Origin of the sequence: Pseudomonas sp. App30, assembly GCF_047947025.1 — a bacterium.
Lineage (GTDB): Bacteria > Pseudomonadota > Gammaproteobacteria > Pseudomonadales > Pseudomonadaceae > Aquipseudomonas.
Genome location: NZ_CP133165.1, coordinates 831,298 through 857,281 on the forward strand (window position 1 = coordinate 831,298; position 25,984 = coordinate 857,281).

Consider the following 25,984-nt stretch of genomic DNA (forward strand, 5'->3'; position numbering starts at 1 on the left):
AAGCAAGTAGCGCAATATGATTATTCGCGCATAACCAGACTTGCTAAGGTGCCGCCATCAGCACCACCGGTCGCCCCTTATGCCTGCCTACCTCGACGCCGCCCACCAGCGGCACATCAACCACCTGCTCGGCACCTGGACCGCCCGCAGCGACTGGCCCACCTGGCTGCTGTTGCTGGGCACCTACGCCGGTTGGCTGGGCCTGGTGCACGCCAGCCCACACCTGGGCCAGGACCTGACGCTGCTGTTGCTGGTGCCACTGATCACCCTGTGGATGTCGTTGCAGCACGAGCTGCTGCACGGCCACCCTACCCGCTGGCCATGGCTGAACAAAGGCCTGGGCTACGCGCCCATCGCCCTCTGGTACCCCTACACCCTGTACCGCGACGACCACCTGCGCCACCACCGCGACAGCGAACTGACCCGCCCGGCGCTGGACCCGGAAAGCCGCTACCTGGACCGCCACGCCTGGGACCGCAGCAGCCCTGCCGAACGCGGCCTGCACTGGCTGAACAAGACCCTGTACGGCCGCCTGCTGGTCGGCCCGGCGCTGGCCCTGGGCAGCCTTTGCGGGGGCCAGCTGGCGCGCCTGCGTCGCGGCGAAGCCTGGGGCATGTGGCTGTGCCACGGCGCCTGGGTGGCGGTGTTGCTGGCCTACGTGCAAGCCCACGGCCTGGCTATCGGCACCTACCTGCTGGCCAGCGTGCTGGCGTTGGCGCTGTCGATGGTGCGCTCGTACCACGAGCACCGCCCCGCCACCTCGCCGGAACAACGCTCGGTGCTCAACGAAGCCGGCTGGCCGTGGCGCTGGCTGTTCCTCAACCTCAACCTGCACCTGGTGCACCACGACCTGCCGGGGCTGCCCTGGTACTACCTGCCCCGGGTGTACGCCGCGCGCCGCGACGACTGGCTGCGCCGCAGTGGCCAGTTCCGGGTGGGCGGCTATGGTGAACTGTTCCGCCGCCACGGCTGGCGCCCCATCGACAGCCCGCGGCACCCCTGGCATTCAGGAGCCCGGCCGTGACCGCCGCACAGATCGCCGAACTGCCCATGTACGTGGCGCCCAGCGCCATGCGCGAAGCCAGCGAGCAGTGGTTGGCGCTGACCTTGCAACTGCTGGGGGTTGGCGCGCGCGAACGCTTTGCCGGCGACCTGTACGACCTGTGGCTGCACCCGCGACTGCTGTTGGCGCAAACCTGCGGCTACCCGCTGCGCACCCGCCTGGGTGAACAGGTGCAGCTGGTCGGGCGCCCGCGCTTCGACCTGCCTGACGCCCAAAACGGCGCACACTGCAGCCTGCTGGTGGTGCGCCGCGACGATCCGCGCCAGGCGCTGGAACAATGGCGCGGCAGCCATGTGGCGCTGAACAGCCGCGACTCCAACAGCGGCACACACCTGCTGTACGACACCCTGGAAGCCCTGGCCCCGCGCGGGCAGTTTTTCGCTCGTGAAAGCCTCAGCGGCAGCCACCGCCAGAGCCTGGCCTGGGTCGCCACCGGCAAGGCCGACCTGGCGGCCATCGACAGCGTCACCTTCGCCTACCTGCCGGCGGAGGAAACCGCTGGCGTGCGCATCCTCGGGCGCACCGGCCAGAGCCCGACCCTGCCCTACATCACCCGCGCCACCGGCACCGCCCCCGAGGCGATACGCGCCGCGATGAACCAGGCCCTGCCGCTGTTCCGCGACACCCTGCGCATCACCCAAATCCTCCCCGCCACCCTCACCGACTACCTCCCGTAGCAGCTGCCGCAGGCTGCGTCCCCAGGCGCCACGATCGGCAAAGGAACACACTGGCCTCGGACGCAGCCTGCGGCAGCTGCTACGCGAAGGCGGATACCCCATAGACCGCGTTGCCTGCATCGCGGCCAAGGCCGGCTCCTACCACGAATAGTGTAGGAGCCGACTTTAGTCGCGATGCAGACGACGCCATTTCAAGACAGTTGCTGCTACATCCTGTGGGAGCTGGCTTGCCAGCGAGCTGTTGGGGCCATAAAAGCTCGCTGGCAAGCCAGCTCCCACAAGACAGTTGCTGCTACGGGTATGATGGGGGCCTTTACAGCCTGTTTCGGTTTTTGCCATGAACATCAGCATCCTCTACGCCCTGGCCGCCGCCGCGCTGTTCGGCGCCAGCACGCCGCTGGCCAAATGCCTCGGCCTGTCCATTCACCCGGTGCTGCTGGCTGGCCTGCTGTACCTGGGCAGCGGCGTCGGCCTGCTGGCCGTGCGGCTGCTGCGCGACAAGGGCTGGCAGCGCCCACGCCTGGCGCCCGGCGAGTGGCCGTGGCTGCTGGGCGCCATCGGCTTTGGCGGGGTGCTGGGGCCGGTGGCGCTGATGCTGGCGCTGACGCGCACCCCGGCGGCCAGCGCCTCGCTGCTGCTGAACCTGGAGTCGGTGCTGACCGCGCTGCTGGCCTGGGTGGTGTTCAAGGAAAACGCCGACCGCCGCATCGTCCTGGGCATGGCGGTGATCGTCGCCGGCGGCGTGGTCCTGGCGTGGCCCGGCGCCGGCCTGCAGCTGCACAGCCTGCTGGGCCCGCTGGGCGTGGCGGTGGCGTGCCTGTGCTGGGCCATCGACAACAACCTGACGCGCAAGGTATCCGCCTCGGACGCGCTGTTTTTGGCCGGCATCAAGGGCCTGGTGGCCGGCGCGGTGAACACCGCCCTGGCGCTGCTGCTGGGCGCGCAGCTACCGGGCCTGGCGTTGCTGGCGCCCACTTTGCTGGTGGGCCTGCTGGGCTATGGCGTCAGCCTGGTGCTGTTCGTGCTGGCGCTGCGCGGGCTGGGCTCGGCGCGCACCGGGGCGTATTTCTCCACGGCGCCGTTCCTGGGCGCGGCCATCGCCCTGCTGGTGCTCGGTGAGCCGGTCACTGCCAGTTTCTGGCTGGCGGCGGCGCTGATGGCCGTGGGCGTGTGGATTCACCTCACCGAACACCACGCCCACGAACACCAGCACGAGCCGATGGCCCATACCCATCCCCACGTGCACGACGAGCACCACCAGCACAGCCATGATTTCGCCTGGGACGGCGTCGAGCCCCACGTGCACCCGCACCAGCACCAGCCGCTACGCCACAGCCACGCGCACTTCCCCGACATCCACCACCGCCACGATCACCCGTAGCAGTCGCCCACCCGTTTGTGGAAGATCGTGGTGGCGCACAGGCCGCCGGCCGGCCACAAAGCGTAGGCTGGCACCTGCCCGGTCCGTTGCCAGCCCAGCCGCTGGTACAGGCGCTCGGCGTCGCCGCCGGTGGCGGTGTCCAGCACCAGGACGCTCTTGCCTTCGTCGATGGCTGCACGCTCCGCGGCCTCCATCAGCGCCTGCCCCACGCCCAGCCGGCGGCCACGGCGGTGCACCAGCAGCTTGGCGATGTCGGCGCGGTGCGGCTGATTCTCCGGCTGGGCCAGCACCACCTGCACCGTGCCCAGCAGCTGCCCGCCTGCGTCCTCAGCCACCAGCAAGGCCCGTTCGCCCGCTTCGACGCTAGCGCGCAGGCCCTGCCAGAACGCCTCGGCACGCGCCTGCGACAAGGGCAGCATGAAGCTCACCGAGGCGCCGCCTTCGACGCAGTCGATGAGAATGTCGGCGAGCTGCGCACAGGTGGCGTCGTCGAGGTGGGTGAGGCGTTTGATCTGCATAAGGCCCTCCTTAGCGGCGGCTGTCAGTGACGATGATCACGGCGTAGCGCGCCGGCTCGCCGTGGGGGTTGTGAAAGCGGGTCGGCTTGTCCAGGGGAAACGCCAGGCAGTCGCCGGTTTCAAGCTGGTAGAGCTGCTCGCCCACCTGAATGTCCATGCGCCCGGCCAGCAGCCACACCTGCTGGTCCACCCGCACATCACGAGTGGAGGTTTCATAGGCCACCGACGCGCCAGCCGGAAACTCCACCTCCACCAGTTGGATGGGCGACTGCGCGCCGCTGGGCGAGACGTTGCGGCGGATGTAGCCTGATTGCGGGTCGCGCCATTGCAGTTGGTCGGCGGCGCGCAGCAGTTGCCCTGCCTCTTCGGCAGGTGCCTCGAACAAGGCTGACAGCGGCACGCCCAAGGCGGTGGCGAGCTTCTCCAGGACCACTGCGGTAGGGCTGCTCTGGCCGCGCTCGATCAGGGAAATCATCGAGCGGCTGACGGCGCTCTTGTCCGCCAGGGCTTCCAGCGACAGGTGCAAGGATTTGCGCAGGAAGCTGATACGGGTGGCGATGCGGGTGTTGATGTCCATGAGGAAGGCCGTGACGGTGGTGTCACCACATCATCCATCATAATGGATTTATTAGTCAACATACTGGATATAATTCCACAAACGTCGGACGCCGCGTGGAAACCGGCTACGCTGAATCTCTCGCCCTGTCGCGTGTTCGAGGTGTGTCATGGCACGTATCCACCCGCTCCCCCTCCTCGCCCTGGTGCTGCTGACGGCCTGCGCCGGCCCCGGGCAACCGCCGATCAAACCTGTCTCCGCTGCCGCCACGCCGCTGACTGACGCGCAAGTGCGCCAGACCCTGATCGGCAACAAGCTGACCAACATCGGCACCTCCGGGCGCCCGTACTCGTTGAGCTTCCGTGGTGATGGCACGGAGATCTTCCAGATGGGCGGCGACACCCCGGTCACCGAACACTGGACCGTGCAGGACGGGGTGATCACCTTCACCTCGCCCAACCAGCCGGTGGAGCGCTACCGCCTGCTGCAGGACAAGGATGACTACTGGCTGGTAGACCCGCAGACCGGTGCAGTGCATTACCACTACTCGCTGGCGCCGCAATAACGCGGCGTCAACCGTTCGGCGCAATGGATCCCAGATGTGCACGGGCTCATCTAGGCTTTGATTTGTCCCGGAAAACTGGTTTTCGGGCTATCGAAGAGGGTGTGCCATGAACAACAGGACTCTCGCCGCCGCCTCACTGCTTGCCCTGCTGGCCGGTTGCGCCAGCACCTCCAACCACGAACCGCCCCCCGTGCCGCCGGGCGCGGTAACCCTCAACGATGGGCAGGTGCGCGATACCCTGGTAGGCAAGAAATTCTATGGCACCACCCGCATGGGCTACCCCTACTCACTGGCCTTCGCCGCCGATGGCACCGACGTGTTCAGCATGAGCACCGAACAACCCGTGGCCGAAAAATGGACGCTGAACAACGGCACCGTGTGCCTGATCATGAAGGACTACCCCACCGAATGCAGCCAGGTGAAAATGGCCGAAGGCGCCTACTGGTTCGTCGACCCGAACACCGGCAAGGTCAATTCCTGGCTGAGGCTGAACCCGTAGCCTGGCGACACTTGCACTGACGTCATCGCGACTAAAGTCGGCTCCTACACCGTCCGTGGTAGGAGCCGACTTTAGTCGCGATGCAGACGACGCGATTCTACGAGGGAACTGCCACCATCAGCGAACACTCCCATTACTCTCGACTAACGCAGCGCAAACATAGGTGTGGACCTGGTGCAGGGTAGCCAGGATTTTCTCGCGGTTGCCTAAGCGTCGGTTCACGTACAAGGGGCTTGGATGGCCGCAGCTGAATACTTTAAGATCAGGCCGGACCGTAGCGATCAACGCCGCCGCCTTCTCCGCTTTCCTGCCCAGTAATACGACAGCTCGCAGCGCTGGCAGCAAGGCCAGTAAACGCGGCAATGGTCGAAGCCCTGCTACAAGATCTTTCGGCGTAGCAGGGCGAATTCTTGTGCCGCTACCGATGTACCAGGGCACCACGTTCCAGAGCACCGTCTGCTTGCGCTCAAGGCCGGCAACAGCACTAAGCTCAAAGATGTTTTTTGCGGTTTCATCCGGGTTGTTGCGGGAGATGAAGCCCGAGGCGACCGCCTTGGCGCCAGGTGCCTCAAGCAGGAACAGCACCTGGGCCGCAATGCCTGCATCCCACGGGTCGAAGTAGGGAATGTGGGCATCAGGCCCGGCTTCGTCCCGAAGCTCCTGAACGAACGCATTCAGCGTGGTGACATGGCTTGCGTGAATCTGGCTCAGGCGCATGGCCTTGTGGTCCGGATCCTTCAGGGTCTTGGGTCCGTCAAGTATCATTGTGGATGCTGCGGCAATGGATGAGTGCAGATCATAACTCCCCAATGAAACCAATGGCTTGCCATTCAGGTTCCGCACGCAGCCCCCGCAAGCCCCATCAAGGAGAACCCGTTGAAGAAAAGCGAACTCCCGGTCAAGACCTGTGTGGTCTGCGGGCGGCCGTTCAACTGGCGCAAGAAGTGGGCGCGCTGCTGGGACGAGGTGCGCTACTGCTCGGAGCGCTGCCGCCGCCACACGCCACCGCCCCCGTAGCAGCGGCCGCCAGGTCGCGTCCCGGCCGCCGCTACTCCTCCATCAGGTCTCTGGATTCAATGTCGCGCTGTCGATGACGAAACGGTACTTCACATCACCCTTGAGCATGCGCTCGTAGGCCTGGTTGATCTCGTCGGCGCGGATCAATTCGATGTCGGCGGTGATGCCGTGCTCGGCGCAGAAATCGAGCATCTCCTGGGTCTCGGGAATACCGCCGATCATCGAGCCGGCCAGGGTGCGGCGCTTCATGATCATGTTGAACACGTTGGGCGAGGCATGCGGCGAGGCCGGGGCGCCCACCAGGGTCATGGCGCCGTCACGCTTGAGCAGCACCAGGAAGGCGTCGAGATCGTGTGGCGCGGCCACGGTGTTGATGATCAGGTCGAAGCTCTTGGCGTGGGCGGCCATCTGCGCGGCGTCGCGCGACACCACTACTTCGTCGGCGCCCAGGACCTTGGCAGCCTCGCGCTTGGACTCGGACGTGGTGAAGGCCACCACGTGGGCGCCCATGGCGTGGGCCAGCTTGATGCCCATGTGACCCAGGCCGCCAATACCGACGATGCCGACCTTCTTGCCAGGGCCGGCCTGCCAGTGGCGCAGCGGCGAATAGGTGGTGATGCCGGCGCACAGCAACGGCGCGACGGCGGCCAGTTGGCTGGCCGGGTGGCGCACGTGCAGCACGTAGCGCTCATGCACGACGATGCTTTCCGAGTAACCGCCCAGGGTCCAGCCCGGCGCATCGGGGGTGGGGAAGTTGTAGGTGCCGATCATGCCGTCGCAGTAGTTTTCCAGGCCTTCCTCGCAGTCCTGGCAGTGCCGGCAGCTGTCCACCAGGCAGCCGACGCCCACCAGGTCACCGACCTTGAAGCCGCTGACGTGGCCGCCCACGGCGCGCACGCGGCCGACGATCTCGTGGCCGGGTACGCAAGGGAATTGGGTGCCTTCCCACTCCGCGCGGGCCTGGTGCAGGTCCGAATGGCAGACGCCGCAGAAGGCGATGTCGATGGCGACGTCGTGGGCGCCAGGCTCGCGACGGTGGATTTGCAGGGGTTCAAGCGGCTTGTCGCCCGCGTGGGCGCCGTAGGCGTGTACTGGCATAACAGGGTTCCATGGATAGTGGCTGGCGGTGGCCAGCGCTCGCCCCCATGTTCAACGTTGGTGCCGGTGCACCGTTAGAGCAATCCGGTTGAATGCTTGCCTGATCCTGCGAGCGGCCGCCGCGCGTGGAACTCCAGCGTGAAACCCCGTTCTAGACGCTGCTGAAACCATTTCGCTATCATTGGCGGTTTTCCCTGTTGCCAGCCCTGAAGAACGGAGCGACGCATGACCATCCAGCAATCACCGGGGCTTGTGCTGCCCGCGCGCGCCGCCGCCAAAATGGAAGCCGCCATGGCGGTGGGCAGTTTCGCCATCGGCACCGGCGAGTTCGCCATCATGGGCCTGATGCCCGACATCGCCACCAACCTGCACCTGAGTGAACCGCAGGTGGGCCACGCCATCAGCGCCTACGCTCTGGGCGTAATGGTGGGCGCGCCGCTGCTGGCGATCCTTGGCGCCAAGCTGTTGCGCAAGCACCTGCTGATGCTGCTGATGGTGTTGTACGCCGTCGGCAACCTGGCCACGGCCTTCACCCCCACGTTCGCCAGCCTGGTGGCGTTCCGCTTCATCAGCGGCCTGCCCCACGGCGCCTATTTCGGCATTGCCGCGGTAGTGGCCTCGAGCATGGTGCCGGCCAACAAGCGCGCCGGCGCCGTGGCGCGGGTGATGATGGGCCTGACCCTGGCCATGCTGCTGGGCAACCCCATCGCCACCTTCCTGGGGCAGTTCTTCGGCTGGCGCTCGGCGTTCGCCCTGGTGGGCGCCATTGCCATCACCACCATCGCCCTGATCTGGCGCTTCGTGCCGGACCGCCATGACGAGCCGCGCAGCGACCCGCGCAAGGAAATGCGCGCGTTCAAGCAGCCGCAGATCTGGATGGCCCTGAGCATCGGTGCCATCGGCTTCGCCGGCATGTTCTGCGTGTTCAGCTACCTGGCGCCGACCATGCTCGACGTCACCCGCGTGAAGCCGGAGTGGATCCCCTTTGGCCTGGCGGCGTTCGGCGTGGGCGGCATCATCGGCAACATCGCCGGCGGCAAACTGTTCGACCGCCTGGGCTTCCGCGCCGTGGGGCTGCTGCTGGTGTGGTCGATGGCTGTGCTGCTGTTGTTCCCCGTGGCCGCCGGTTCCCTGGCCGGGGTGATGCTGGGCATCGGCCTGGTGGGCACCATGGTGGCCCTGGCGTCGCCGCTGCAGATCCGCCTGATGGACATCGCCCACGAGGCTCCAAGCCTTGCCGCGGCCTCCAATCACGCTGCCTTCAACCTGGCCAACGCCCTGGGCCCATGGCTGGGCGGCATGGCCATTACCGCAGGGCTGGGCTGGACCAGCACCGGCTACATCGGCGCGGCGACGGCGTTGGTGGGGTTGGGGCTGTACCTGGTGGCGCGGCGGATGAAGGGTGGGGAGTGATCTGCGCGTCGCCTGCATCGCGGCCAAGGCCGGCTCCTACCACGAACGGGGTAGGAGCCGACTTTAGTCGCGATGCAGGCGACGCCATTTCAAGACAGTTGCTGGTACGGTTGGTTTTTCTTTGCAGGTAGGCCGCTGACTCACCATGCTGGACGACTACGCGCACATGGAAGCCGCCCCGGCCTGGATCCGCCGGTATCGGACGCTGATCCGCGTGGCGTTCGTGCTGTGCGTGCTGCCGGCAGGCGTGGTGGCGCTGGTACTGGCCCTGCTGCACCGCCGCCGATCCCCCCCCGTAGCAGCGGCCGTCAGGCCGCGTCAAAGCCTGGCACACCGCGGTGTGCCGTGACGCGGCCTAAGGGCCGCTGCTACAGTGGGGCGCGTTTTTCTCCTGGGAACCGTTTCTGGCATGCCTGTGGTTGCTCGCTTCACCGCTTTTCTTGATCAGGCCCGCCGCGCCGTAGCGCTGGTGTGGAGCACTTCGCGCCCGCTGTTTGCCGGGCTGGTGCTGGCCACGCTGGCGGCGGGCATGCTGCCGGCGCTGGCGGCGTGGATCGGCCAGCGCATCGTCGATGCCGTGCTGGCGGCCATGCAGTTGCACGCCAGCAGCGGCCAGGCGCCGCTGTGGCCGGTGCTGCGCTATGTGCTGGCCGAGGCCGGCGTGCTTGGCCTGCTGGCGGCGGCGCAGCGTGGGCTGTCGGTGCAGCAGGCGCTGCTGCGGGTGCAACTGGGGCAAAAGGTCAACCTGCTGATTCTGGAAAAGGCCCAGACCCTGTCGCTGCTGCAGTTCGAGGACTCGGCCTTCTACGACAAGCTGGTGCGCGTGCGCCGCGACGCCTCCACGCGGCCGCTGGGGCTGGTGACCAAGGGCCTGGGGCTGGTGCAGAACCTGATCTCGCTGATCAGCTTCGCGGTGCTGCTGGTGCACTTCTCGCCCTGGGCGCTGGCGATCCTGGTGCTGGGCGCGCTGCCGGTGTTCTTTGCCGAGGCGCACTTTTCCGGTGACGCCTTCCGCCTGTTCAAGCGCCGCGCGCCCGAAACCCGCCAGCAAGGCTACCTGGAGGCGCTGCTGTCCCAGGAGGCGCACACCAAGGAGGTCAAGCTGTTCGGCCTGGCGCCGCTGCTACTGCAGCGCTACCGCGACAACTTCACCCGCCTGTACGCCGAGGACCGGCGCCTGACCCTGCGCCGCGACGGCTGGGGCTTCGCCCTGGGCCTGCTGGGCACCGCGGCGTTCTACCTGGCCTACGCCTGGGTGGTGCTGGACACGGTCAACGGCCAGACCACCCTGGGCCAGATGACCATGTACCTGGTGCTGTTCAAGCAGGGTCAAAGCGCCATCAGCGCCAGTCTGGGCGCCATCGCCGGCCTGTACGAGGACGGCCTGTACCTGTCCGACCTGTACGAATACCTGGGCCACCCGGTTACCCCCGCGCGCGGCACCCTCACCCACGGCATCAAGCCCAGCGACGGCCTGCGCTGCGAACAGCTGGGCTTCCGCTACCCCGGCGCCAGCCGCGATACGCTCAGCGGCATCAACCTGCACCTGGCGCCGGGCCGCAGCCTGGCGCTGGTGGGCGAGAACGGCTCGGGCAAGACCACCCTGATCAAGCTGCTCACCCGCCTCTACACCCCGGACCACGGCCGTATCCTGCTGGACGGCAGCGACCTGCAGGACTGGGACGAACACGCCCTGCACCAGCGCATCGGGGTGATTTTCCAGGACTACATCCGCTACCAGATGACCGTGGGCGAGAACCTCGGCGTGGGCGACGTGCGCGCCTTCGGTGACCAGGGCCGCTGGCGCGATGCCGCGGCGCAGGGCATTGCGGCTGATTTCATCGAACAGCTGCAGCACGGCTATGCCACCCAGTTGGGCCGCTGGTTCGTTGGCGGCCAGGAGCTGTCGGGCGGGCAATGGCAGAAGGTCGCGCTGTCGCGCGCCTACATGCGCCGGGACGCCGATATCCTGATTCTCGACGAACCCACCGCCGCCCTGGATGCCGGCGCCGAGGCCGCGGTGTTCGAGCATTTTCGCGAGTACGCGCGCGGGCGCATGACGCTGCTGATCTCGCACCGCTTCTCCAGCGTGCGCAGCGCCGACCACATCGTGGTGCTGGACCAGGGCCGGGTGCTGGAAGAAGGCAACCACCCGCAGCTGATGGCCGCCGGTGGGCGCTATGCGCAGCTGTTCGACCTGCAGGCCCAGGGCTACCGCTAGCCCCCGTTGCAATAAGGCGGCGTGATTGCTTCAATGACGCCCCCGCCCTTCGCTAAGGCTTGTCATGATCGAACTGAACCAGGTCACCGCCTACCAACAGGAAAACCGCGTCTTCGACCAGCTGTCGCTGCACATCGGCGACCGCGAGCGCGTGGCCATCCTGGGCCCCAACGGCGCGGGCAAGAGCACGCTGCTCAAGCTGATCAACCGCGAGATCTACCCGGTGGAGCGCCCTGGCAGCTTCCTGCGCCTGTTCGGTCACGAGACCTTCAACCTGTGGGACCTGCGCGCCAAGATCGGCTTCGTGTCCCAGGACATGCAGGAAGACTACACCCCGTACACCTCGGCGCTGGACGTGGTGATTTCCGGCTTCTTCGGCGCCATGGGCAGCCACGCCCACCTGCAACCCAATGCCGAGCAAATCGCCCACGCCCGCGAACTGCTGGGCCAGCTGGGCATGCAAATCGACGAACAGCGCATGTTCCAGCGCCTGTCCACCGGGCAGAAACGCCGCCTGCTGCTGGCCCGCGCCCTGGTGCACAACCCGCGCGCCTTGATCCTCGACGAACCCACCGCCGGCCTCGACATGGGCGCCAGCCTCAGCCTGCTGAGCCTGATGCGCGAGTTCTGCCACGACGACCGGGCGATGATCATCACCACCCACCACATCGACGAGATCATCCCCGAGATCGAGCGCGTGGTGCTGATCAGCCAGGGGCGCATCATCGCCGACGGGCCCAAGGCCCAGGTGCTGACCAGCGAGCAGCTGTCGAACCTGTACCAGACCCAATTGCAGGTCAGCGAGCACGACGGCTGGTACCGCTGCTGGCACGGCTGAACCCTGTCACCTATTCAAGGAGTTGCAATGCACACGTTGCCCATCACTGCCGTGCCGGAGCTGGATTTCGACCTGGAGGCCGCGACACGGCTGGGCCAGGCGCTGGCCGATGACTACCGCGCAGCCACGCCGTTCGCGCACATCGTGCTCGATGACTTCCTGCCCCAGGACCTGATCCAGCGCATCTGCGAGACCTTCCCCGTGGAGGCCACCGCCAACGAGACCCTGTACGAGCGCGGCTACAAGGGCCAGCTCAAGCGCCAGATCAGCCCCAACGAATGCCCGCCGTACCTGCGCTCGGTGTTCGCGGTGTTCAATTCGGCGCCCATGCTCAGCTTCCTCGAACAGATGACCGGCATCGAAGGGCTGATCCCCGACCCGTACTTCGTCGGCGGCGGCCTGCACGAGACCAAGGCAGGCGGTTTCCTTGGCGTGCACTCGGACTTCCGCCTGAACAAGAAGCTCAAGGTGCAGCGGCGCATCAACGCCATCATCTACCTCAACCCCGAGTGGGAAGAGGCCTACGGTGGCCACCTGGAGCTGTGGGACAAGCCCATGCGCACCTGCCTGAAGAAGGTGTTGCCGGTGTACAACCGCTGCGTGATCTTCAACACCGACCCCGACAGCAACCACGGCCACCCCGAGCCGCTGACCTGCCCACCGGACCGCTCGCGGCGCTCCATCGCCCTGTACTACTACACCGCCGACCTGCCCGAGGCCGACCCCAACCAGCGCCACAAGACCCACTACAAGCCCCGCCCCAAGGACCTGGTGAGCCCGGGCTACTACATCAACAAATTCTTCAAGAAAAAGCGCTGAGCCGTGTCCAACCCTGTTGCGTAGCCGCTGCCGAAGGCTGCGCTGGCCCTGCGCCCCACTGAAGACCTCCAGGGTTCACACCGACCAGCGCAGCCTGACGGCAGCGGCTACGCTACTGGCATCACAACAACAAGATGCCCGGCCATGAACATCCTCCACGATGAGCGCCTGGACGGTGCCCTGCCGCAGGTCGACAAGCAGGGCCTGATCAACGCGCTGATCGGCGCCCTGCCCGACCTCGACCTGCTGTACCGCAGCGAAGACCTCAAGCCCTACGAATGCGACGGCCTCTCGGCCTACCGCACCACGCCGCTGCTGGTGGCCCTGCCCCGGCACCTTGAGGAAGTTCAGACTATCCTGCGCATCTGCCACCAGCGCCACGTGCCGGTGGTGCCCCGTGGCGCCGGCACCGGCCTGTCGGGCGGCGCGCTGCCCCTGGCTCAGGGCGTGCTGCTGGTGCTGGCGCGCTTCAACCAGATCCTCCACATCGACCCGCAGGCACGCACCGCCCGGGTGCAGCCGGGGGTGCGCAACCTGGCCATTTCCCAGGCCGCGGCGCCTCATGGCCTGTACTACGCCCCCGACCCGTCGTCGCAGATCGCCTGTTCCATCGGCGGCAACGTCGCCGAAAACGCCGGCGGCGTGCACTGCCTCAAGTACGGCCTGACCGTGCACAACCTGGTCAAGCTCGAGGTGCTGACCGTGGAGGGCCAGCCCCTGACCCTGGGCAGCGACGCCCTGGACAGCCCCGGCTTTGACCTGCTCGCGCTGTTCACCGGCTCCGAAGGCATGCTCGGCGTGGTCACCGAGGTCACCGTGCGCCTGCTGCCCAAACCCCAGGTGGCCAAGGTGCTGCTGGCCGCCTTCGACTCGGTGGAAAACGCCGGGCGCGCCGTGGCCGATATCATCGCCGCCGGCATCATCCCCGGCGGCCTGGAGATGATGGACAACCTGGCCATCCGCGCCGCCGAGGACTTCATCCACGCCGGCTACCCGGTGGACGCCGAGGCGATCCTGCTGTGCGAACTGGACGGCGTCGAAGCCGACGTGCACGAAGACTGCGCGCGCGTGCGCCAGCTGCTGGAAGCGGCCGGCGCCACCGAAGTACGCCAGGCCCTGGACGAGGCCGAGCGCGTGCGCTTCTGGGCCGGGCGCAAGAACGCCTTCCCCGCCGTGGGGCGGCTGTCGCCGGACTACTACTGCATGGACGGCACCATCCCGCGGCGCGAGCTGTCCGCCGTGCTCAAGGGCATCGCCGCGCTGGCGGCCGAGTATCAGCTGCGCGTGGCCAACGTCTTCCACGCCGGCGACGGCAACATGCACCCGTTGATTCTGTTCGACGCCAACCAGCCCGGCGAGCTGGAACGCGCCGAGGCCCTGGGCGGCAGGATCCTGGAGATGTGCGTGGCGGTGGGCGGCAGCATCACCGGCGAACACGGCGTGGGCCGCGAGAAAATCAACCAGATGTGCGCCCAGTTCAACGCCGACGAACTCACCGTGTTTCACGCCATCAAGGCCGCCTTCGACCCCAGCGGCCTGCTCAACCCCGGCAAGAACATCCCCACCCTGCACCGCTGCGCCGAGTTCGGCGCCATGCACATCCACCACGGCCAGTTGCCGTTCCCTGAACTGGAGCGCTTTTGATGAGCCTGGACACGTTGCTGGACGCCGTGCACCAGGCCATCGCCAGCGCCACGCCGCTGCGCATCCGCGGTGGCGACAGCAAGGCCTTCCTGGGCCGCCCCACCCCGGGCACCCCGCTGGACACCCGCGGGCACCGGGGCATTGTCAGCTACGACCCCACCGAACTGGTGGTCAGCGTGCGCGCCGGCACGCCGCTGCGCGAACTCAACGCCGCGCTGGCGGAGGCCGGGCAGATGCTGCCCTGCGAACCGCCGGACTTCGACGGCCAGGCCACGGTGGGCGGCATGGTCGCTGCCGGCCTCGCCGGGCCACGGCGGCCATGGAGCGGCGCGGTGCGTGATTTCGTCCTCGGCACGCGGGTGATCACTGGCACCGGCAAGCACCTGCGCTTTGGCGGCGAAGTCATGAAAAACGTCGCCGGCTACGACTTGTCGCGCCTGCTGGCCGGCAGTTTCGGCAGCCTGGGGCTGCTCACCGAAGTGTCGCTGAAGGTGCTGCCCAGCCCGCGCTGCAGCGCCAGCCTGACCCTCGACCTGGGCCCCGCCGAAGCCCTGCGCCGGCTGACCGAGTGGGGCCAGCAGGCGCTGCCCATCAGCGGCGCCTGCTACCACGACGAGGTGCTGCACCTGCGCCTGGAGGGCGGCGAAGGCTCGGTGGCGGCGGCCCGCGAACGGCTGGGTTGCAGCGCCGCCGACGCGCAGTTCTGGGTGGACCTGCGCGAGCAGCGGCTGCCATTTTTCCGTGACCCACGACCGCTGTGGCGGCTGTCGTTGCCGTTCAACGTCGGCCTGCTGGAGCTGCCGGGAACGCAGCTGCTCGATTGGGCCGGCGCCCAGCGCTGGCTGAAATCCGACGCCGAGGCCGGGCAGATTCGCGCGGCGGCCAGCGCCCTGGGCGGCCACGCCAGCTGCTTCAGCAGCGGCGCCTGCGACACACCGTTCCAGCCGCTGGCCCCGGCCCTGTTGCGCTACCACCAGCAGCTCAAGGCGCAGCTCGACCCCCACGGCATTTTCAACCCTGGCCGCCTGTACCCGGAGCTCTGACATGCAAACCCACCTCAGCGAACAGGCGCGCCAGCTGCCGCGCGCCGCCGAAGCGGAAAAGGTGCTGCGCAGCTGCGTACACTGCGGCTTCTGCAACGCCACCTGCCCCACCTACCAGCTGCTGGGCGACGAACTGGACGGCCCGCGCGGGCGCATCTACCTGATGAAGGAAATGCTCGAAGGCGCGCCCATTACCGCCGCCACCCAGACCCACCTGGACCGCTGCCTGAGCTGCCGCAACTGCGAGAGCACTTGCCCCTCGGGCGTGGAGTACCACACCCTGCTGGACATCGGCCGCGACTTCATCGAGCAGCAGGTGCCGCGCCCCCTGGGCGAACGCCTGCTGCGCGGCGGCCTGCGCGCGGTGGTGCCGCACCCGGCGCTGTTTACTGCGCTGACCCGCGCCGGCCAGGTGCTGCGGCCGTGGCTGCCCGGCGGCCTGCAGGCCAAGCTGCCGCGCCAGGCTCGGCCGGCCGGGGTGCGCCCGCCCATCCGCCACCCACGGCGCATGCTGATCCTGGAAGGCTGCGTGCAGCCGGGTTTCTCGCCCAACACCAACGCCGCCACCGCGCGGGTGCTCGACCGCCTGGGCATCAGCCTGCTGCCAACACCCCACGCCGGCTGCTGCGGCGCCGTGGACTTCCACGGCAACGCCCAGCACCGCGGCCTGGACCGCGCCCGGCGCAACATCGACGCCTGGTGGCCGGCGGTGCAGGCCGGGGTCGAAGCCATCGTGCAGACGGCCAGCGGCTGCGGCGCCTTCGTCAAGGAATACGGCGTGCTGCTCAAGGACGATGCGCATTACGCCGACAAGGCCCGCCGCGTCAGCGCCCTGGCCCGGGATTTGGTCGAGGTGCTGCGCGACGAACCGCTGGATGCATTGAACGTGCACGGCGAGCTGCGCCTGGCCTTCCACTGCCCCTGCACCCTGCAACATGCGCAAAAACTGGGTGGCGCCGTGGAAGGCGTGCTGACGCGCCTGGGCTTCAGCCTCAGCGCGGTGCCCGATGGCCACCTGTGCTGCGGCTCGGCGGGCACCTATTCGCTGACCCAGCCGGCGCTGGCCCGGCAGCTGCGCGACAACCGCCTGGGCGCGCTGGAAAGCGGCCAACCGGACGTCATCGTCACCGCCAACATCGGCTGCCAGACCCACCTCGACGGCGCCGGCCGCACCCCGGTGCGGCACTGGATAGAAATCATCGACGAGGCCCTGCCACCCCCGTAGCAGCCGCCGCAGGCGGCGTCCTCCACCCGCGGTGCATCAGGTACACCTCAGCGCCCGGGACGCGGCCTGCGGCCGCTGCTACGGGGTGGGGGTCGACAATTGCTGGTGGATCATGGCCAGCGCTTCGGCAACCGAGAGCCGGGCGGTATCGACGGTGAACGGCGCGGGCAGCCAGGGCTCGTACTCGTGGGCCAGCACCGAGGCCCAGCTGGGCGGCACCAGGCCGGGCACATCGACAGTGCGAGACTGAGTGCGGCGCTGGTGTTCGGCAAGGTCCGAACACACCACCTGCACATCCAGCAGCGCCACCCCGGCGGTCGCCGCCACGTCGTGCCACGCCTGGCGGCTCTCGGCCACCGGATTCACACAGTCCACCACCACACGGTTGCCCAGCTGCAGGTTGCCGAGCGCTACGGCATTGGCCACCCGGTAGCCATTGGCCCCCACCTCGCAGCCGGCGTCGCGCAGCGCCTGTTCGATGCTGTCGAGGCGCACATACAGCGCGCCCATGTGCCGGGCAAGGGCCTTGGCCAGGGTGGTCTTGCCGGTGGCGGGCAGGCCGCTGAAGACGATGAGCATGGCTTCTCCTTGGTTACCCGGCCGATGCTGCCCGCATACCCGGCCCGCCGCAAGCGCGACTAACGCCTCTTGCATAGGCATAGGGGGTATACCTATACTGCGCGCATTCACACTTAAGGTATCCCCATGGGCCACATTGCTTCCAACCGCGACGACCTGCTCAAGCGCGTCAAGCGCATCGCCGGGCAGATCCAGGCCATCGAGCGCGCCCTGGAGGGCGACCACGACTGCGCCAAGACCCTGCACCTGGTAGCCGCCACCCGCGGCGCCATCAACGGCTTGATGGACGAGATCATCGAAGACCACGCCCGCGAGCACGTCGCCAACCCGGCCCTCACCGACGCCCAGCGCAACCAGGGCGTGGAAGAGCTGCTGGAAGCCATCCGCCGGTACTCCAAATGAGCGCCGCCCTGCACGGTCACAGCCACGTGTTCCTGGGCTCGGCCCACGCCGAGAACGCCCGCCGCACCCTATGGGTGGTGGTGCTGACGGTGGTGATGATGGTCGGCGAGATCGCCGCCGGCTACTTCACCGGCTCCATGGCGCTGCTGGCCGACGGCTTTCACATGGCCACCCACGCGGTGGCGCTGGGCATTACCGCGGCGGCCTATGCCTACGCCCAACGTCACGCGCAGAACGCACGCTTCAGCTTCGGCACCGGCAAGGTCGGCGACCTGGGCGGCTTCGCCTCGGCGCTGATCCTGGGGCTGGTGTCGCTGGGCGTGGCGATCGAGTCGGTGCAGCGCCTGTTGCACCCGGCGGACGTGCAGTTCGGCACCGCCACGCTGATCGCCATTGTCGGCCTGCTGGTGAACGTCGCCAGCGCCCTGCTGCTGGGGCATGGCCACAGCCACGGCCATCACGACCATGATCATGATGACCATCACCACGACCACCATGCCCATGACAACAACCTCAAGTCCGCCTACGTGCACGTGATCGCCGACGCCTTCACCTCGGTGCTGGCCATCGCCGCCTTGCTGGCCGGCCGCTACCTGGGCTGGGTGTGGCTGGACCCGGTGATCGGCATCGTCGGCGCGCTGGTGATTGCCCGCTGGGCCTGGACCCTGATGGGTGCCACCGCCGCCGTGCTGCTGGACCACACCGACGACCACGTGGCGGAAGAAGTCCGCGCACTGGTGGAGGCACCCGGTGACGCCACCATCACCGACCTGCACGTGTGGCGCGTCGGCCCTGAAGCGCGCGCGGCGATTGTCAGCGTGGTGGGCCAGGCGGGCGTTTCGGCCGAGGCCATCCGCGAGCGCCTGGCGCCGGTGCATGAGGTCAGCCACCTGACCGTGGAAGTCCAGCGACGGGGTCAGGGTTGATGGCCAAGGAAATCGAAAACCCCTGCACGGCGCTGTGCCAGCTCAGCGGCGACCTGTGCGTGAGTTGCGGGCGCAGCAAGGACGACATCCGCAAATGGAAGCGCATGAAACGCCCAGAAAAGATGGCCGCCGTGCAACGCGCCACCGCACGCCTCAAGGCCCTGAAAAAGAAATAGCCCCGTAGCAGCGGCCAAAGGCCGCGTCCGCACTCCCCCTGGATACACCGCGCTGGCAGGGACGCGGCCTATGGGCCGCTGCTACGCTGTGTGCGTGGTTTCATCAAAGGAGGCAGCCCTTGAGTACTCTGGTTACCGGTGCCACCGGTTTCGTCGGCTCCGCCGTGGCGCGCCGGCTGTTGCAGCAGGGCCATGCCGTGCGGGCGCTGGTGCGGCCGGGGGCCGACCGCAGCAACCTGGCGGGCCTGCCCATCGAGGTGGTGGAAGGCGACCTCACCCGCCCCGACACCCTGGCCCGCGCTTGTGCCGGCTGCGCGGCGCTGTTCCATGTGGCCGCCGACTACCGCCTGTGGGCACCCGACCCCAACGACCTGTACCGCACCAACGTGCAGGGCACCGAGGCGCTGCTGCAGGCCGCCGGCGACGCTGGCGTGGCGCGCATCGTCTACACCAGCAGCGTCGCCACCCTGGGCATCCCGCCCGGCGGCGCCGAGGGCGACGAATGCACCCCGGTGGCGCTGGCCGACATGATCGGCCACTACAAGCGCTCCAAATTCCTCGCCGAGCAACGGGTGCGCGAACTGGCGGCTAGCGGCCTGCCGGTGGTCATCGTCAACCCGTCCACGCCCCTGGGCCCGCGGGACATCAAGCCCACCCCCACCGGCCGCATCGTCCGCGATGCCCTGGCCGGGCGGCTGCCCGCCTACGTCGACACCGGCCTGAACCTGGTGCACGTCGACGACGTCGCCTTGGGCCACTGGCTGGCCTTCGAGCGCGGCCAGGTGGGCGAGCGCTACGTGCTGGGCGGCAGCAACCTGAGCCTGCGTGAAATGCTCGAACAACTCGCCGCCCTGTGCGGCCGCCAGCCGCCACGCTGGCGCCTGCCCCACGGCGTGGTGCTGCCCATCGCCCACCTGGCGCAGGGCTGGGCGCGGCTCACCGGCACCCAGCCCCTGGCCACCGTGGAAGAGGTGCGCATGGCGCGCAAGCTGATGTACTTCTCCAGCGCCAGGGCCCGCCGCGAACTGGGCTACGCCCCACGGCCGGTGCAGCAGGCGCTGGAAGACGCGGTGCGCTGGTTCAGCCGCGCATGAAACGCCGCGCCAGGCGCGCCAGTTTCGGCACGAAGGTGGGCCGCAGCAGCCGCTGGTCGTAGCCGCCCATGCGCCGCCGGTCCTCGGCCAGGCACAGGTCCAGCAAGGCGCCCACGCTCAGGTCCAGGCCGATCTGCTGGTTGCCGGTGAGGGCGAAATTGGCGTCCTGCATCTGCCCGGCGCCATCCAGGCCGCGGGCGATACCGATGCGTTCCCACACCAGGAACGCCCACACCCGCGCCACCTTGAACTCGAACGCCAGCCGCTGCCACCACGACAACTGCCGCCGGTACCAGGCTACCCAGTTGGCGAAGAACAGAATATGCCGGGCCTCCTCCTGCACCACCGGCTCGAAGGTATCCACCAGCTCGGCGGGGAAATAGCCGGTGCGCTTGGCCGACTCGAACAGGCCGAAGGCGAAGAAACTGTCGATGCATTCGCTGTAGCCGGTCACCAGCCAACCCCACTGCGGGTCCTTGGGCACCAGGTACTCGGGCTCCGGTGCCAGGGCGATGCCGTAGGCCTCCACCAGTTTGCTCAACACCACCTTGTGCCGCGCCTCCTCGCCGCCGTCCATCACCAGCGCCTCGTGCAGCAGCGGGTCGCGGACGGTGTGGGCGTAGGTGTGCACCTGCAACTGCGCGCGGCCTTCGGTTTGCACGGCGATGTCCCAGATGGGCAACGAGGTGATACGGCCCAGGGCTTCGTCGTCCAGCGTTGGCCAGAGCATGACGGCGGGTTTGTAGGGGTTGTGGGTGTCGAGCAGCATGCGGCAGAACAGGCGCTTGTGCGCCTCGGAGCCCACCTTGATCTGCCCAGGCTCACTGCTGCGCCAGTGGCGCATGGCGTGGTCGGCTGCGTCGATGACGGCGTCACTGCACATGGTGTCTCCTTCTACGAAGTTCAGGTTTGAAGTCATGAACCATCTGTTGTTGCTGTTGATCTGGCTTTTGATCTGGCTTTTGATCTTGATCTGGCTCTTGATCTTGGCCCCGTTAAGCGCCCGGGCCGACCGGAGGCGTTGATCAAGCGGGTCTCGGCGGAGCCGAGGGAGACGGAACCGGAGGCGCTTCTATTCCGGGCCGTCGTCCGCTTGAGCGACGCCGGAGGGAGGGGACCCGTAGCGCAGCGGAGGGCCCAAGCAGGGGCGAGCCCTTTTTGCTTCCTTTTTGGCTGGGCCGGCACACCGGGCGACTGCCAAAAAGGGAGTCGCCGTAAGGGCGAAACGGTCGGTGGTATCCCCGCGAAAATGGATATGTTCGAAATCGCCGAAGCGGGATTCGAAAGCCCTATGTATATCCAGCATTTAGGGTGATGCCACTTCACCTTTCCGGCCTTACGCCGGCTCACTTTTTGTCAAACGCCACAAAAAGTAAGCAAAAAAGGCTTGCCCCTGCTTGGTCCCTCCGCTTCGCTGCGGGTCCCCTCCCTCCGGCGCCGATCAAGCGGACGACGGCCCGGAATAGAAGCGCCTCCGGTTCCGTCTTCCTCGGCTCCGCCTCGGACCGCTTGCTCGACGCCTCCAGTCGGCCCTGGCGCTTTACGGGGCATACAATCAAGATCAAAGGCCTCACGGAAGCAAAAGCAGTCTGCGGTGTCACGGCTGTTGCTGTTGCTGTTGCTGTTGCTGTTGCTGTTGCTGTGGCTGTGGCTATTGCGGTTGGCGTTGCGGCCGCTGCCGCACCTGCCGCACCTCCACCCAATACCAGGAAACCAACGCCGGCACCCCAAAACCAATCTCCCGCAACCGCTTCACCAACGACAACGCCAGGCTCGCCTCCACCGGCACGCCAATCAAACTGCCAAACAACACCAACCCACCCTCCTGCACCCCCAGACCCGCCGGCACGATGAAGATCAGGTGGCGCAACGCCTGGGTCACTGCCTCGATGGCGATGGCGTCCCAGACGCTCACCTGGAACCCCAGCAACCGCAACGCCAGCCACGTCTCCAGGCTGCCCACCACGAACCCCGCCAGCTGCCAGCCGCCGGCCGCCAAAAGCCGCCAGCGCGGGGTGCTAAGGGCACGGATGTCCTGGTCCAGGCGCTGGCCGTTGATCAGTTCGGTGAGCCGCGTGCGGCCACCCAGGATGCGTTCGGCCACGCTTTCCAGGCGCGCGAACAGCTGCCCGTGACGCACCAGCCAGAACAGCCCCAGGGGCAACGGCAGGCTGGCGAGCAAGGCGAATAATAGTGAATCCAGCGCTCCCACCTGACGGGTGATGGCGATCAGCAACACCACCCCCAGGGCGGTGAACAGGTACTGGTTGACCAGGGTCAGCAGCACTTCGAGGACGATGCTGGCGGTGGCCGCTGCGCCGTCGACGCCGCGCCTCTTCACCAGGCGGATGCCGACGATCTCACCGCCAATGTTGGCCACCGGCAGCAGCCGGTTGAAGGCCTCCCGGATGGCCGCGATCCACAGCAGCACCGCTACGCCGGCGCGGCCTTCGGGGTCGCGCGGGGCCAGCAGCACCCGCCAGCCGAGCACGTCCAGCCACAGCGGCACGAGGTGAAACGGCAGCAGCCACAGCAGCGCCCAGCCGGCGTGCTGGACGGCGGCGAGAATCGCGCCCACGTCCTGGTGCAGCACCAAGGCGAGCACCGCGATCAGCCCCAGCAGCCCTGCCAGCCAGGTCCAGCGGTTCATGGTTGCAGGGCCGCCGGGTCGCCGAAGCCGTTGCACAGCCGGCAGTGGTGATCAACGGCCTGGCGTACCCGCGGCGACAGCAGCGCGGCCAGTTCGTCGGCGTGGCGGTAGCTGCCCATGGCCGGGGTCAGGCCGCCATGCACCGCCGGGTGCAGGTACAACTCGGACAGCCCGCCGGGCAGCCGGGCCAGGGCGTCCAGCAGCACGCCTTCGTCCATGGCGCCGCTGTGGCGCAGGCCGAACACGTGGTCGTTGCAGGCCACTCCGGCACGCCCCAGGCGCCAGCGCATCAGCGCCAGCCACGGCCGCAGCCACGGGCCCATACCCGGCTCGGCCGGCACGCGCACGGCGCGCAGGCCGAAGTCGCGGCCGATGCGCAAAATCAGCGTCAGCACCGTGGGGTGCAGGTGGAAGTGCTTGTGGGCGTTGACGTGGTCCAGGCGCAGGCCGGTGGCGGCGAACGCCTGGAACTGCGCACGGATCTCCGCCGCCAGCTGCCGGCGCACCCTGGGCAGGAAGAAAAAGCGCACGCCGGCGCCGACCATGTTGCTGCCGAACTGGCCACTGGCGTCCACCAGGTCGGGGATTTGCGCGGGCGCCAGCACCGCCCTGCCCTCGGCCAGCACCAGGTGCAGGCCCACGGCCAGGCCAGGCAGGCGCCGGGCCCGGGCCACCGCATCGGCCGCCGCCGGCGCGGCCACCATCAGGCTGGCGGCGCGCAGCACGCCCTGGCTGAAACCCTGCTCCACCGCCTGGTTCACCGCCGGGTGCAAGCCGAAATCATCGGCGGTGACGATCAGCCGCGGCCGGGTGTCGGCTGCCATCAAGCCTGGTGCTCACGCAGGAAGCGGAAAAACTCCACGCCCTCGCGCAGGCGGCGCTTGGTCATTTCCCAGCTGCCGAGCATCTCGCGCACGATTTCCCAGATCTTCGAGGGGCGGAAATAGAAACTGCGGTAGAAGGTCTCGATGCCGTGGAAAATGTCTTCGCGCGACAGGTGCGGGTAGCTGATGGACGCCAGTTGCACGCCCTTGTCGTTGACCAGGTGGCCGCCCTCCTCGGGCTGCAGCCAGCCGTTCTCCACGGCCTGGCGGTACAGGGTGGTGCCGGGGTACGGCGCCGCCAGTGACACCTGCACGGTGTGCGGGTTGATCTCCTTGGCGAAGGCGATGGTCTTGGCGATAGTCTCGCGGGTCTCGCCCGGCAGGCCGAGGATGAAGGTGCCGTGCACCTGGATGCCCAGCTGCCGGCAGTTCTCGCTGAAGCGCCGGGCGATGTCCACGCGCAGGCCCTTCTTGATGTTGTGCAGGATCTGGTCGTCGCCCGACTCGAAGCCCACCAGCAGCAGGCGCAGGCCGTTGTCCTTCATGATTTTCAGCGACTCGTAGGGCACGTTGGCCTTGGCGTTGCAGCTCCAGGTCCAGCCCAGTTCATGCAGGCCGCGGGCAATGTCGTGCACCCGGGGCAGGTTGCTGCTGTCGGTGAAGGTGTCGTCGTCGAACATCAGCTCCTTGACCTGGGGCATGTTCTCCTTGATCCACTTCGCCTCGGCGATCACGTTGGCCGCCGAGCGCACCCGGTAGCGGTGGCCGCCGACGGTCTGCGGCCAGAGGCAGAAGGTGCATTTGGAGCGGCAGCCACGGCCGGTGTAGATCGACACGTAGGGGTGCTTGAGGTAGCCGATGAAGTAGCGCTCGATCTTCAGGTCGCGCTGATACACCGGGGCCACGAACGGCAGTTCGTCCATGTCCTCGATCATCGCCCGGGGCGGGTTGTGCACCAGCTTGCCGTCGGCGTCGCGCCAGGTGATGCCCGCCACCTGGGCCAGGGGCCGGCCAGTGGCGATCTCCTTGCAGGTGTAGTCGAATTCCTCGCGCGCGACGAAATCGATGGCGCTGCTGGCGGCCAGGGAATCAGCGGGGTCCACCGCCACCTTGGCGCCCACCAGGCCGATCAGCATGGCCGGGCAGCGTGCTTTGAGCAGCTCGACAAAACGCACGTCGGTGGGAAAGGACGGCGTGCTGGTGTGGATGATCACCAGCTCGAAGGCGGCGGCAATGTCGAGGGTGGCCTCCACCGACAGCTCTTCAACCGGCGCGTCCAGCAGCCGCGCGCCGGGCACCATGGCTGCGGGCTGGGCCAGCCAGGTGGGGTACCAGAAGCTCTTGATTTCACGCCGGGCCTGGTACCGCGAGCCCGCGCCGCCATCGAACCCGTCGAACGACGGTGCCTGCAGAAAAAGCGTCTTCATGGGATTCTCAGCTCCAACGGCCCTTGGCCGGGTTTGCCTGACATTCACCTGCGCCGATCAAGAATAGCGTATCGGCCCGTCCTTACGCGCATGCATCACCTGCCCGCGCCATTTCACCCGCCAGCCGGTCAGCGCCACGGCCCATTCCAGCAGCAACAGCACATCGCGCACCGGCATCAACCAGGCGCTTTGCGCCCCCGCCCCGCGCCGCCAGCGCAGCACCCGCGCGCCCAGGGCCAGCACTGCCAACGCCAGGTTCAGAGCAGTGGGCGCCAGGGTCAGGCCCAGCAGCGCCAGCGGCCAGGTGAAGCACACCACACTGGCAAAGAAGCCCGCCGGGGCGATGGCGCGAATGGTGCGCAGCCAGCGCAGCTCGTGGCTGACCAGCGTAGCAAAGCGCGTTTCGCTGACCTCGGTGCCCACCCATACCGGCGACAGCACCGTGCGCAAGCCGGCGCGCCGGGTCAGCTCGCCCAGCCAGAAGTCGTCGGCCAGGGTGTCGGCCAGCGTTGCCAGGCCGCCGATGGCCGCCAGGCTGTCGGCGCGCAGGGCGATGGTCGAGCCGAAGGCAAAGCGCCGCGAGCCCAGGGCGTGGGACAGGCGCACAGAGGGCGCGAACCAGTCGTCGATGAACAGGCAGCCCAGCCGCGACCAGAAGCTGGCCTGCGCCACGCCGTGGTACAGGCAGGTGACCACGCCCACGCCCGGGTCGGCCAGCGGCGCCACCACCGCGTCCAGGTAACCGGGGGGCACGCTGATGTCGCTGTCGGCCAGCACCAGCCAGTCGTGGCGGGCCTGCGCCTGCAGGTTGAGCAAGTTGCTGACCTTGAGGTTGCTGCCGTGCACGCGCGGCTCCAGCACCAGCTGGATGTCGCGGCCCGGCAGCGCCGCCTGCAGCGCCTGCACCACGGCGATGGCCGGGTCGTGGGCCTCGCGCACGCCGCAAAGCAATTGGTCGCCCTCGCGCAGCTGGCTTGCCACCGTGAATAAATTTTCATACAGCCGCGGCTCGGCGCCATGCAGGGGCTTGAGCACCGACACCGCTGGCCGGCCGGCCGTGGCCTGGGCCGGCAACGGCTTGCGTACCGCCCACAGGCTCGCCAGCGCGTAGCCTGCGGCTGCCAGCAGCAAACCGCTGCCCAGCCACTGCCCTGCATGATTGAGAACCTCTGCCAAGCCCATCGCAGCCTCGCCTGTTCGCCCGTGCCAGTCTGACACCTTAGCCGCTGTTCACGCAGCTTGCCGATGATCGAACACATCCACAAACCGGGTCGCACACTGAAAATTGTGCACTATAGTGATGAGCGTTGACTGGGCCCAGGAGGTAGA

At 67.8% G+C, this 25,984-nt stretch carries 28 protein-coding genes; 18 read left to right on the top strand and 10 right to left on the bottom strand.

The window, feature by feature from the left end; all coding sequences use genetic code 11:
- Window positions 1-79: 79 nt before the first annotated feature.
- From RAM80_RS03600 to RAM80_RS03610, 3 genes are all read left to right on the top strand, one after another.
- Window positions 80-1,024 (top strand): fatty acid desaturase, encoded by a 945-nt coding sequence (locus RAM80_RS03600; protein ID WP_416424864.1) that lies wholly within the window; start codon window positions 80-82, stop codon window positions 1,022-1,024.
- 26 nt (window positions 1,025-1,050) lie between these two features.
- On the top strand, window positions 1,051-1,740 hold the full coding sequence (locus RAM80_RS03605; protein ID WP_416427408.1) for a phosphate/phosphite/phosphonate ABC transporter substrate-binding protein: 690 nt from the start codon (window positions 1,051-1,053) through the stop codon (window positions 1,738-1,740).
- A gap of 337 nt (window positions 1,741-2,077) precedes the next feature.
- The gene (locus RAM80_RS03610; protein ID WP_416424865.1) at window positions 2,078-3,121 is read left to right on the top strand and encodes an EamA family transporter; all 1,044 of its coding nucleotides are present in this window, start codon (window positions 2,078-2,080) and stop codon (window positions 3,119-3,121) included.
- Here RAM80_RS03610 and RAM80_RS03615 read toward each other — a convergent pair.
- Together RAM80_RS03615 and RAM80_RS03620 are read right to left on the bottom strand one after the other, a co-directional pair.
- A complete protein-coding gene (locus tag RAM80_RS03615) occupies window positions 3,112-3,639 on the bottom strand; it encodes a GNAT family N-acetyltransferase (protein ID WP_416424866.1) in 528 nt (175 codons plus the stop codon). The two genes, RAM80_RS03610 and RAM80_RS03615, sit on opposite strands and share 10 nt — an antisense overlap.
- Before the next feature lie 10 nt (window positions 3,640-3,649).
- Window positions 3,650-4,216 carry a helix-turn-helix domain-containing protein gene (locus RAM80_RS03620; protein ID WP_416424867.1) on the bottom strand — a complete coding sequence of 189 codons (567 nt, stop codon included), beginning with the start codon at window positions 4,214-4,216 and terminating at the stop codon, window positions 3,650-3,652.
- A 148-nt stretch (window positions 4,217-4,364) separates the two neighbouring features.
- Between RAM80_RS03620 and RAM80_RS03625 the strand changes: the two genes are divergently transcribed.
- Window positions 4,365-4,760 carry a hypothetical protein gene (locus tag RAM80_RS03625; RefSeq protein WP_416424868.1) on the top strand — a complete coding sequence of 132 codons (396 nt, stop codon included), beginning with the start codon at window positions 4,365-4,367 and terminating at the stop codon, window positions 4,758-4,760.
- Between the two features lie 106 nt (window positions 4,761-4,866).
- On the top strand, window positions 4,867-5,259 hold the full coding sequence (locus tag RAM80_RS03630; protein WP_416424869.1) for a hypothetical protein: 393 nt from the start codon (window positions 4,867-4,869) through the stop codon (window positions 5,257-5,259).
- A gap of 117 nt (window positions 5,260-5,376) precedes the next feature.
- On the opposite strand, the gene RAM80_RS03635 is transcribed toward RAM80_RS03630, so the two are convergent.
- Window positions 5,377-6,102: a uracil-DNA glycosylase gene (locus RAM80_RS03635; protein WP_416424870.1), complete on the bottom strand. Its 726-nt coding sequence runs from the start codon at window positions 6,100-6,102 to the stop codon at window positions 5,377-5,379.
- A 33-nt stretch (window positions 6,103-6,135) separates the two neighbouring features.
- On the opposite strand from RAM80_RS03635, the gene RAM80_RS03640 reads away from it, so the two are divergent.
- The gene (locus RAM80_RS03640; protein WP_416424871.1) at window positions 6,136-6,276 is read left to right on the top strand and encodes a DUF2256 domain-containing protein; all 141 of its coding nucleotides are present in this window, start codon (window positions 6,136-6,138) and stop codon (window positions 6,274-6,276) included.
- A 42-nt stretch (window positions 6,277-6,318) separates the two neighbouring features.
- On the opposite strand, the gene RAM80_RS03645 is transcribed toward RAM80_RS03640, so the two are convergent.
- A complete protein-coding gene (locus RAM80_RS03645; protein WP_416424872.1) occupies window positions 6,319-7,374 on the bottom strand; it encodes an NAD(P)-dependent alcohol dehydrogenase in 1,056 nt (351 codons plus the stop codon).
- A 225-nt stretch (window positions 7,375-7,599) separates the two neighbouring features.
- On the opposite strand from RAM80_RS03645, the gene RAM80_RS03650 reads away from it, so the two are divergent.
- The 8 genes from RAM80_RS03650 to glcF all read left to right on the top strand — a co-directional run bounded on the left by RAM80_RS03650 (window position 7,600) and on the right by glcF (window position 16,577).
- Window positions 7,600-8,787, top strand: coding sequence for an MFS transporter (locus RAM80_RS03650; RefSeq protein ID WP_416424873.1), 1,188 nt, complete (start codon window positions 7,600-7,602; stop codon window positions 8,785-8,787).
- A 145-nt stretch (window positions 8,788-8,932) separates the two neighbouring features.
- Window positions 8,933-9,136: a hypothetical protein gene (locus RAM80_RS03655; protein ID WP_416424874.1), complete on the top strand. Its 204-nt coding sequence runs from the start codon at window positions 8,933-8,935 to the stop codon at window positions 9,134-9,136.
- A 60-nt stretch (window positions 9,137-9,196) separates the two neighbouring features.
- Window positions 9,197-11,008, top strand: coding sequence for an ABC transporter ATP-binding protein (locus RAM80_RS03660; RefSeq protein WP_416424875.1), 1,812 nt, complete (start codon window positions 9,197-9,199; stop codon window positions 11,006-11,008).
- A gap of 64 nt (window positions 11,009-11,072) precedes the next feature.
- Window positions 11,073-11,846, top strand: a complete 774-nt coding sequence (locus RAM80_RS03665; protein ID WP_416424876.1) for an ABC transporter ATP-binding protein — start codon at window positions 11,073-11,075, stop codon at window positions 11,844-11,846.
- Between the two features lie 27 nt (window positions 11,847-11,873).
- Entirely contained in the window at window positions 11,874-12,665 is a 792-nt protein-coding gene (locus tag RAM80_RS03670) for a 2OG-Fe(II) oxygenase (protein ID WP_416424877.1), read from the top strand.
- A 144-nt stretch (window positions 12,666-12,809) separates the two neighbouring features.
- Entirely contained in the window at window positions 12,810-14,309 is a 1,500-nt protein-coding gene (glcD, locus tag RAM80_RS03675; RefSeq protein ID WP_416424878.1) for a glycolate oxidase subunit GlcD, read from the top strand.
- Window positions 14,309-15,352: a glycolate oxidase subunit GlcE gene (gene glcE, locus RAM80_RS03680; RefSeq protein WP_416424879.1), complete on the top strand. Its 1,044-nt coding sequence runs from the start codon at window positions 14,309-14,311 to the stop codon at window positions 15,350-15,352. Before glcD ends, glcE begins: the two co-directional genes overlap by 1 nt.
- 1 nt (window position 15,353) lies before the next feature.
- Window positions 15,354-16,577, top strand: a complete 1,224-nt coding sequence (gene glcF, locus RAM80_RS03685) for a glycolate oxidase subunit GlcF (protein WP_416424880.1) — start codon at window positions 15,354-15,356, stop codon at window positions 16,575-16,577.
- A 78-nt stretch (window positions 16,578-16,655) separates the two neighbouring features.
- On the opposite strand, the gene RAM80_RS03690 is transcribed toward glcF, so the two are convergent.
- Window positions 16,656-17,156, bottom strand: a complete 501-nt coding sequence (locus RAM80_RS03690; protein ID WP_416424881.1) for an AAA family ATPase — start codon at window positions 17,154-17,156, stop codon at window positions 16,656-16,658.
- 126 nt (window positions 17,157-17,282) lie between these two features.
- On the opposite strand from RAM80_RS03690, the gene RAM80_RS03695 reads away from it, so the two are divergent.
- The 4 genes from RAM80_RS03695 (at window position 17,283) to hpnA (ending at window position 19,754) form a co-directional block, all read left to right on the top strand.
- Window positions 17,283-17,558 (top strand): metal/formaldehyde-sensitive transcriptional repressor, encoded by a 276-nt coding sequence (locus RAM80_RS03695; RefSeq protein WP_416424882.1) that lies wholly within the window; start codon window positions 17,283-17,285, stop codon window positions 17,556-17,558.
- A complete protein-coding gene (gene dmeF / locus RAM80_RS03700; protein ID WP_416424883.1) occupies window positions 17,555-18,484 on the top strand; it encodes a CDF family Co(II)/Ni(II) efflux transporter DmeF in 930 nt (309 codons plus the stop codon). The genes RAM80_RS03695 and dmeF overlap by 4 nt, the downstream gene beginning before the upstream one ends.
- Entirely contained in the window at window positions 18,484-18,660 is a 177-nt protein-coding gene (locus tag RAM80_RS03705) for a DUF1289 domain-containing protein (RefSeq protein WP_416424884.1), read from the top strand. The genes dmeF and RAM80_RS03705 overlap by 1 nt, the downstream gene beginning before the upstream one ends.
- Before the next feature lie 119 nt (window positions 18,661-18,779).
- Window positions 18,780-19,754 carry a hopanoid-associated sugar epimerase gene (gene hpnA / locus RAM80_RS03710; RefSeq protein WP_416424885.1) on the top strand — a complete coding sequence of 325 codons (975 nt, stop codon included), beginning with the start codon at window positions 18,780-18,782 and terminating at the stop codon, window positions 19,752-19,754.
- Here hpnA and RAM80_RS03715 read toward each other — a convergent pair.
- The 5 genes from RAM80_RS03715 to hpnI all read right to left on the bottom strand — a co-directional run bounded on the left by RAM80_RS03715 (window position 19,741) and on the right by hpnI (window position 25,837).
- Complete coding sequence (locus RAM80_RS03715; RefSeq protein WP_416424886.1) at window positions 19,741-20,637, bottom strand: ferritin-like domain-containing protein; 897 nt, start codon at window positions 20,635-20,637, stop codon at window positions 19,741-19,743. The two genes, hpnA and RAM80_RS03715, sit on opposite strands and share 14 nt — an antisense overlap.
- Before the next feature lie 768 nt (window positions 20,638-21,405).
- Window positions 21,406-22,404: a flippase-like domain-containing protein gene (locus RAM80_RS03720; protein WP_416424887.1), complete on the bottom strand. Its 999-nt coding sequence runs from the start codon at window positions 22,402-22,404 to the stop codon at window positions 21,406-21,408.
- Window positions 22,401-23,228 carry a hopanoid biosynthesis-associated protein HpnK gene (gene hpnK, locus RAM80_RS03725; RefSeq protein WP_416424888.1) on the bottom strand — a complete coding sequence of 276 codons (828 nt, stop codon included), beginning with the start codon at window positions 23,226-23,228 and terminating at the stop codon, window positions 22,401-22,403. Before hpnK ends, RAM80_RS03720 begins: the two co-directional genes overlap by 4 nt.
- A complete protein-coding gene (gene hpnJ / locus RAM80_RS03730; RefSeq protein WP_416424889.1) occupies window positions 23,228-24,655 on the bottom strand; it encodes a hopanoid biosynthesis associated radical SAM protein HpnJ in 1,428 nt (475 codons plus the stop codon). The genes hpnK and hpnJ overlap by 1 nt, the downstream gene beginning before the upstream one ends.
- 57 nt (window positions 24,656-24,712) lie before the next feature.
- Window positions 24,713-25,837 (bottom strand): bacteriohopanetetrol glucosamine biosynthesis glycosyltransferase HpnI, encoded by a 1,125-nt coding sequence (gene hpnI / locus RAM80_RS03735; RefSeq protein WP_416424890.1) that lies wholly within the window; start codon window positions 25,835-25,837, stop codon window positions 24,713-24,715.
- Window positions 25,838-25,984 lie beyond the last annotated feature (147 nt).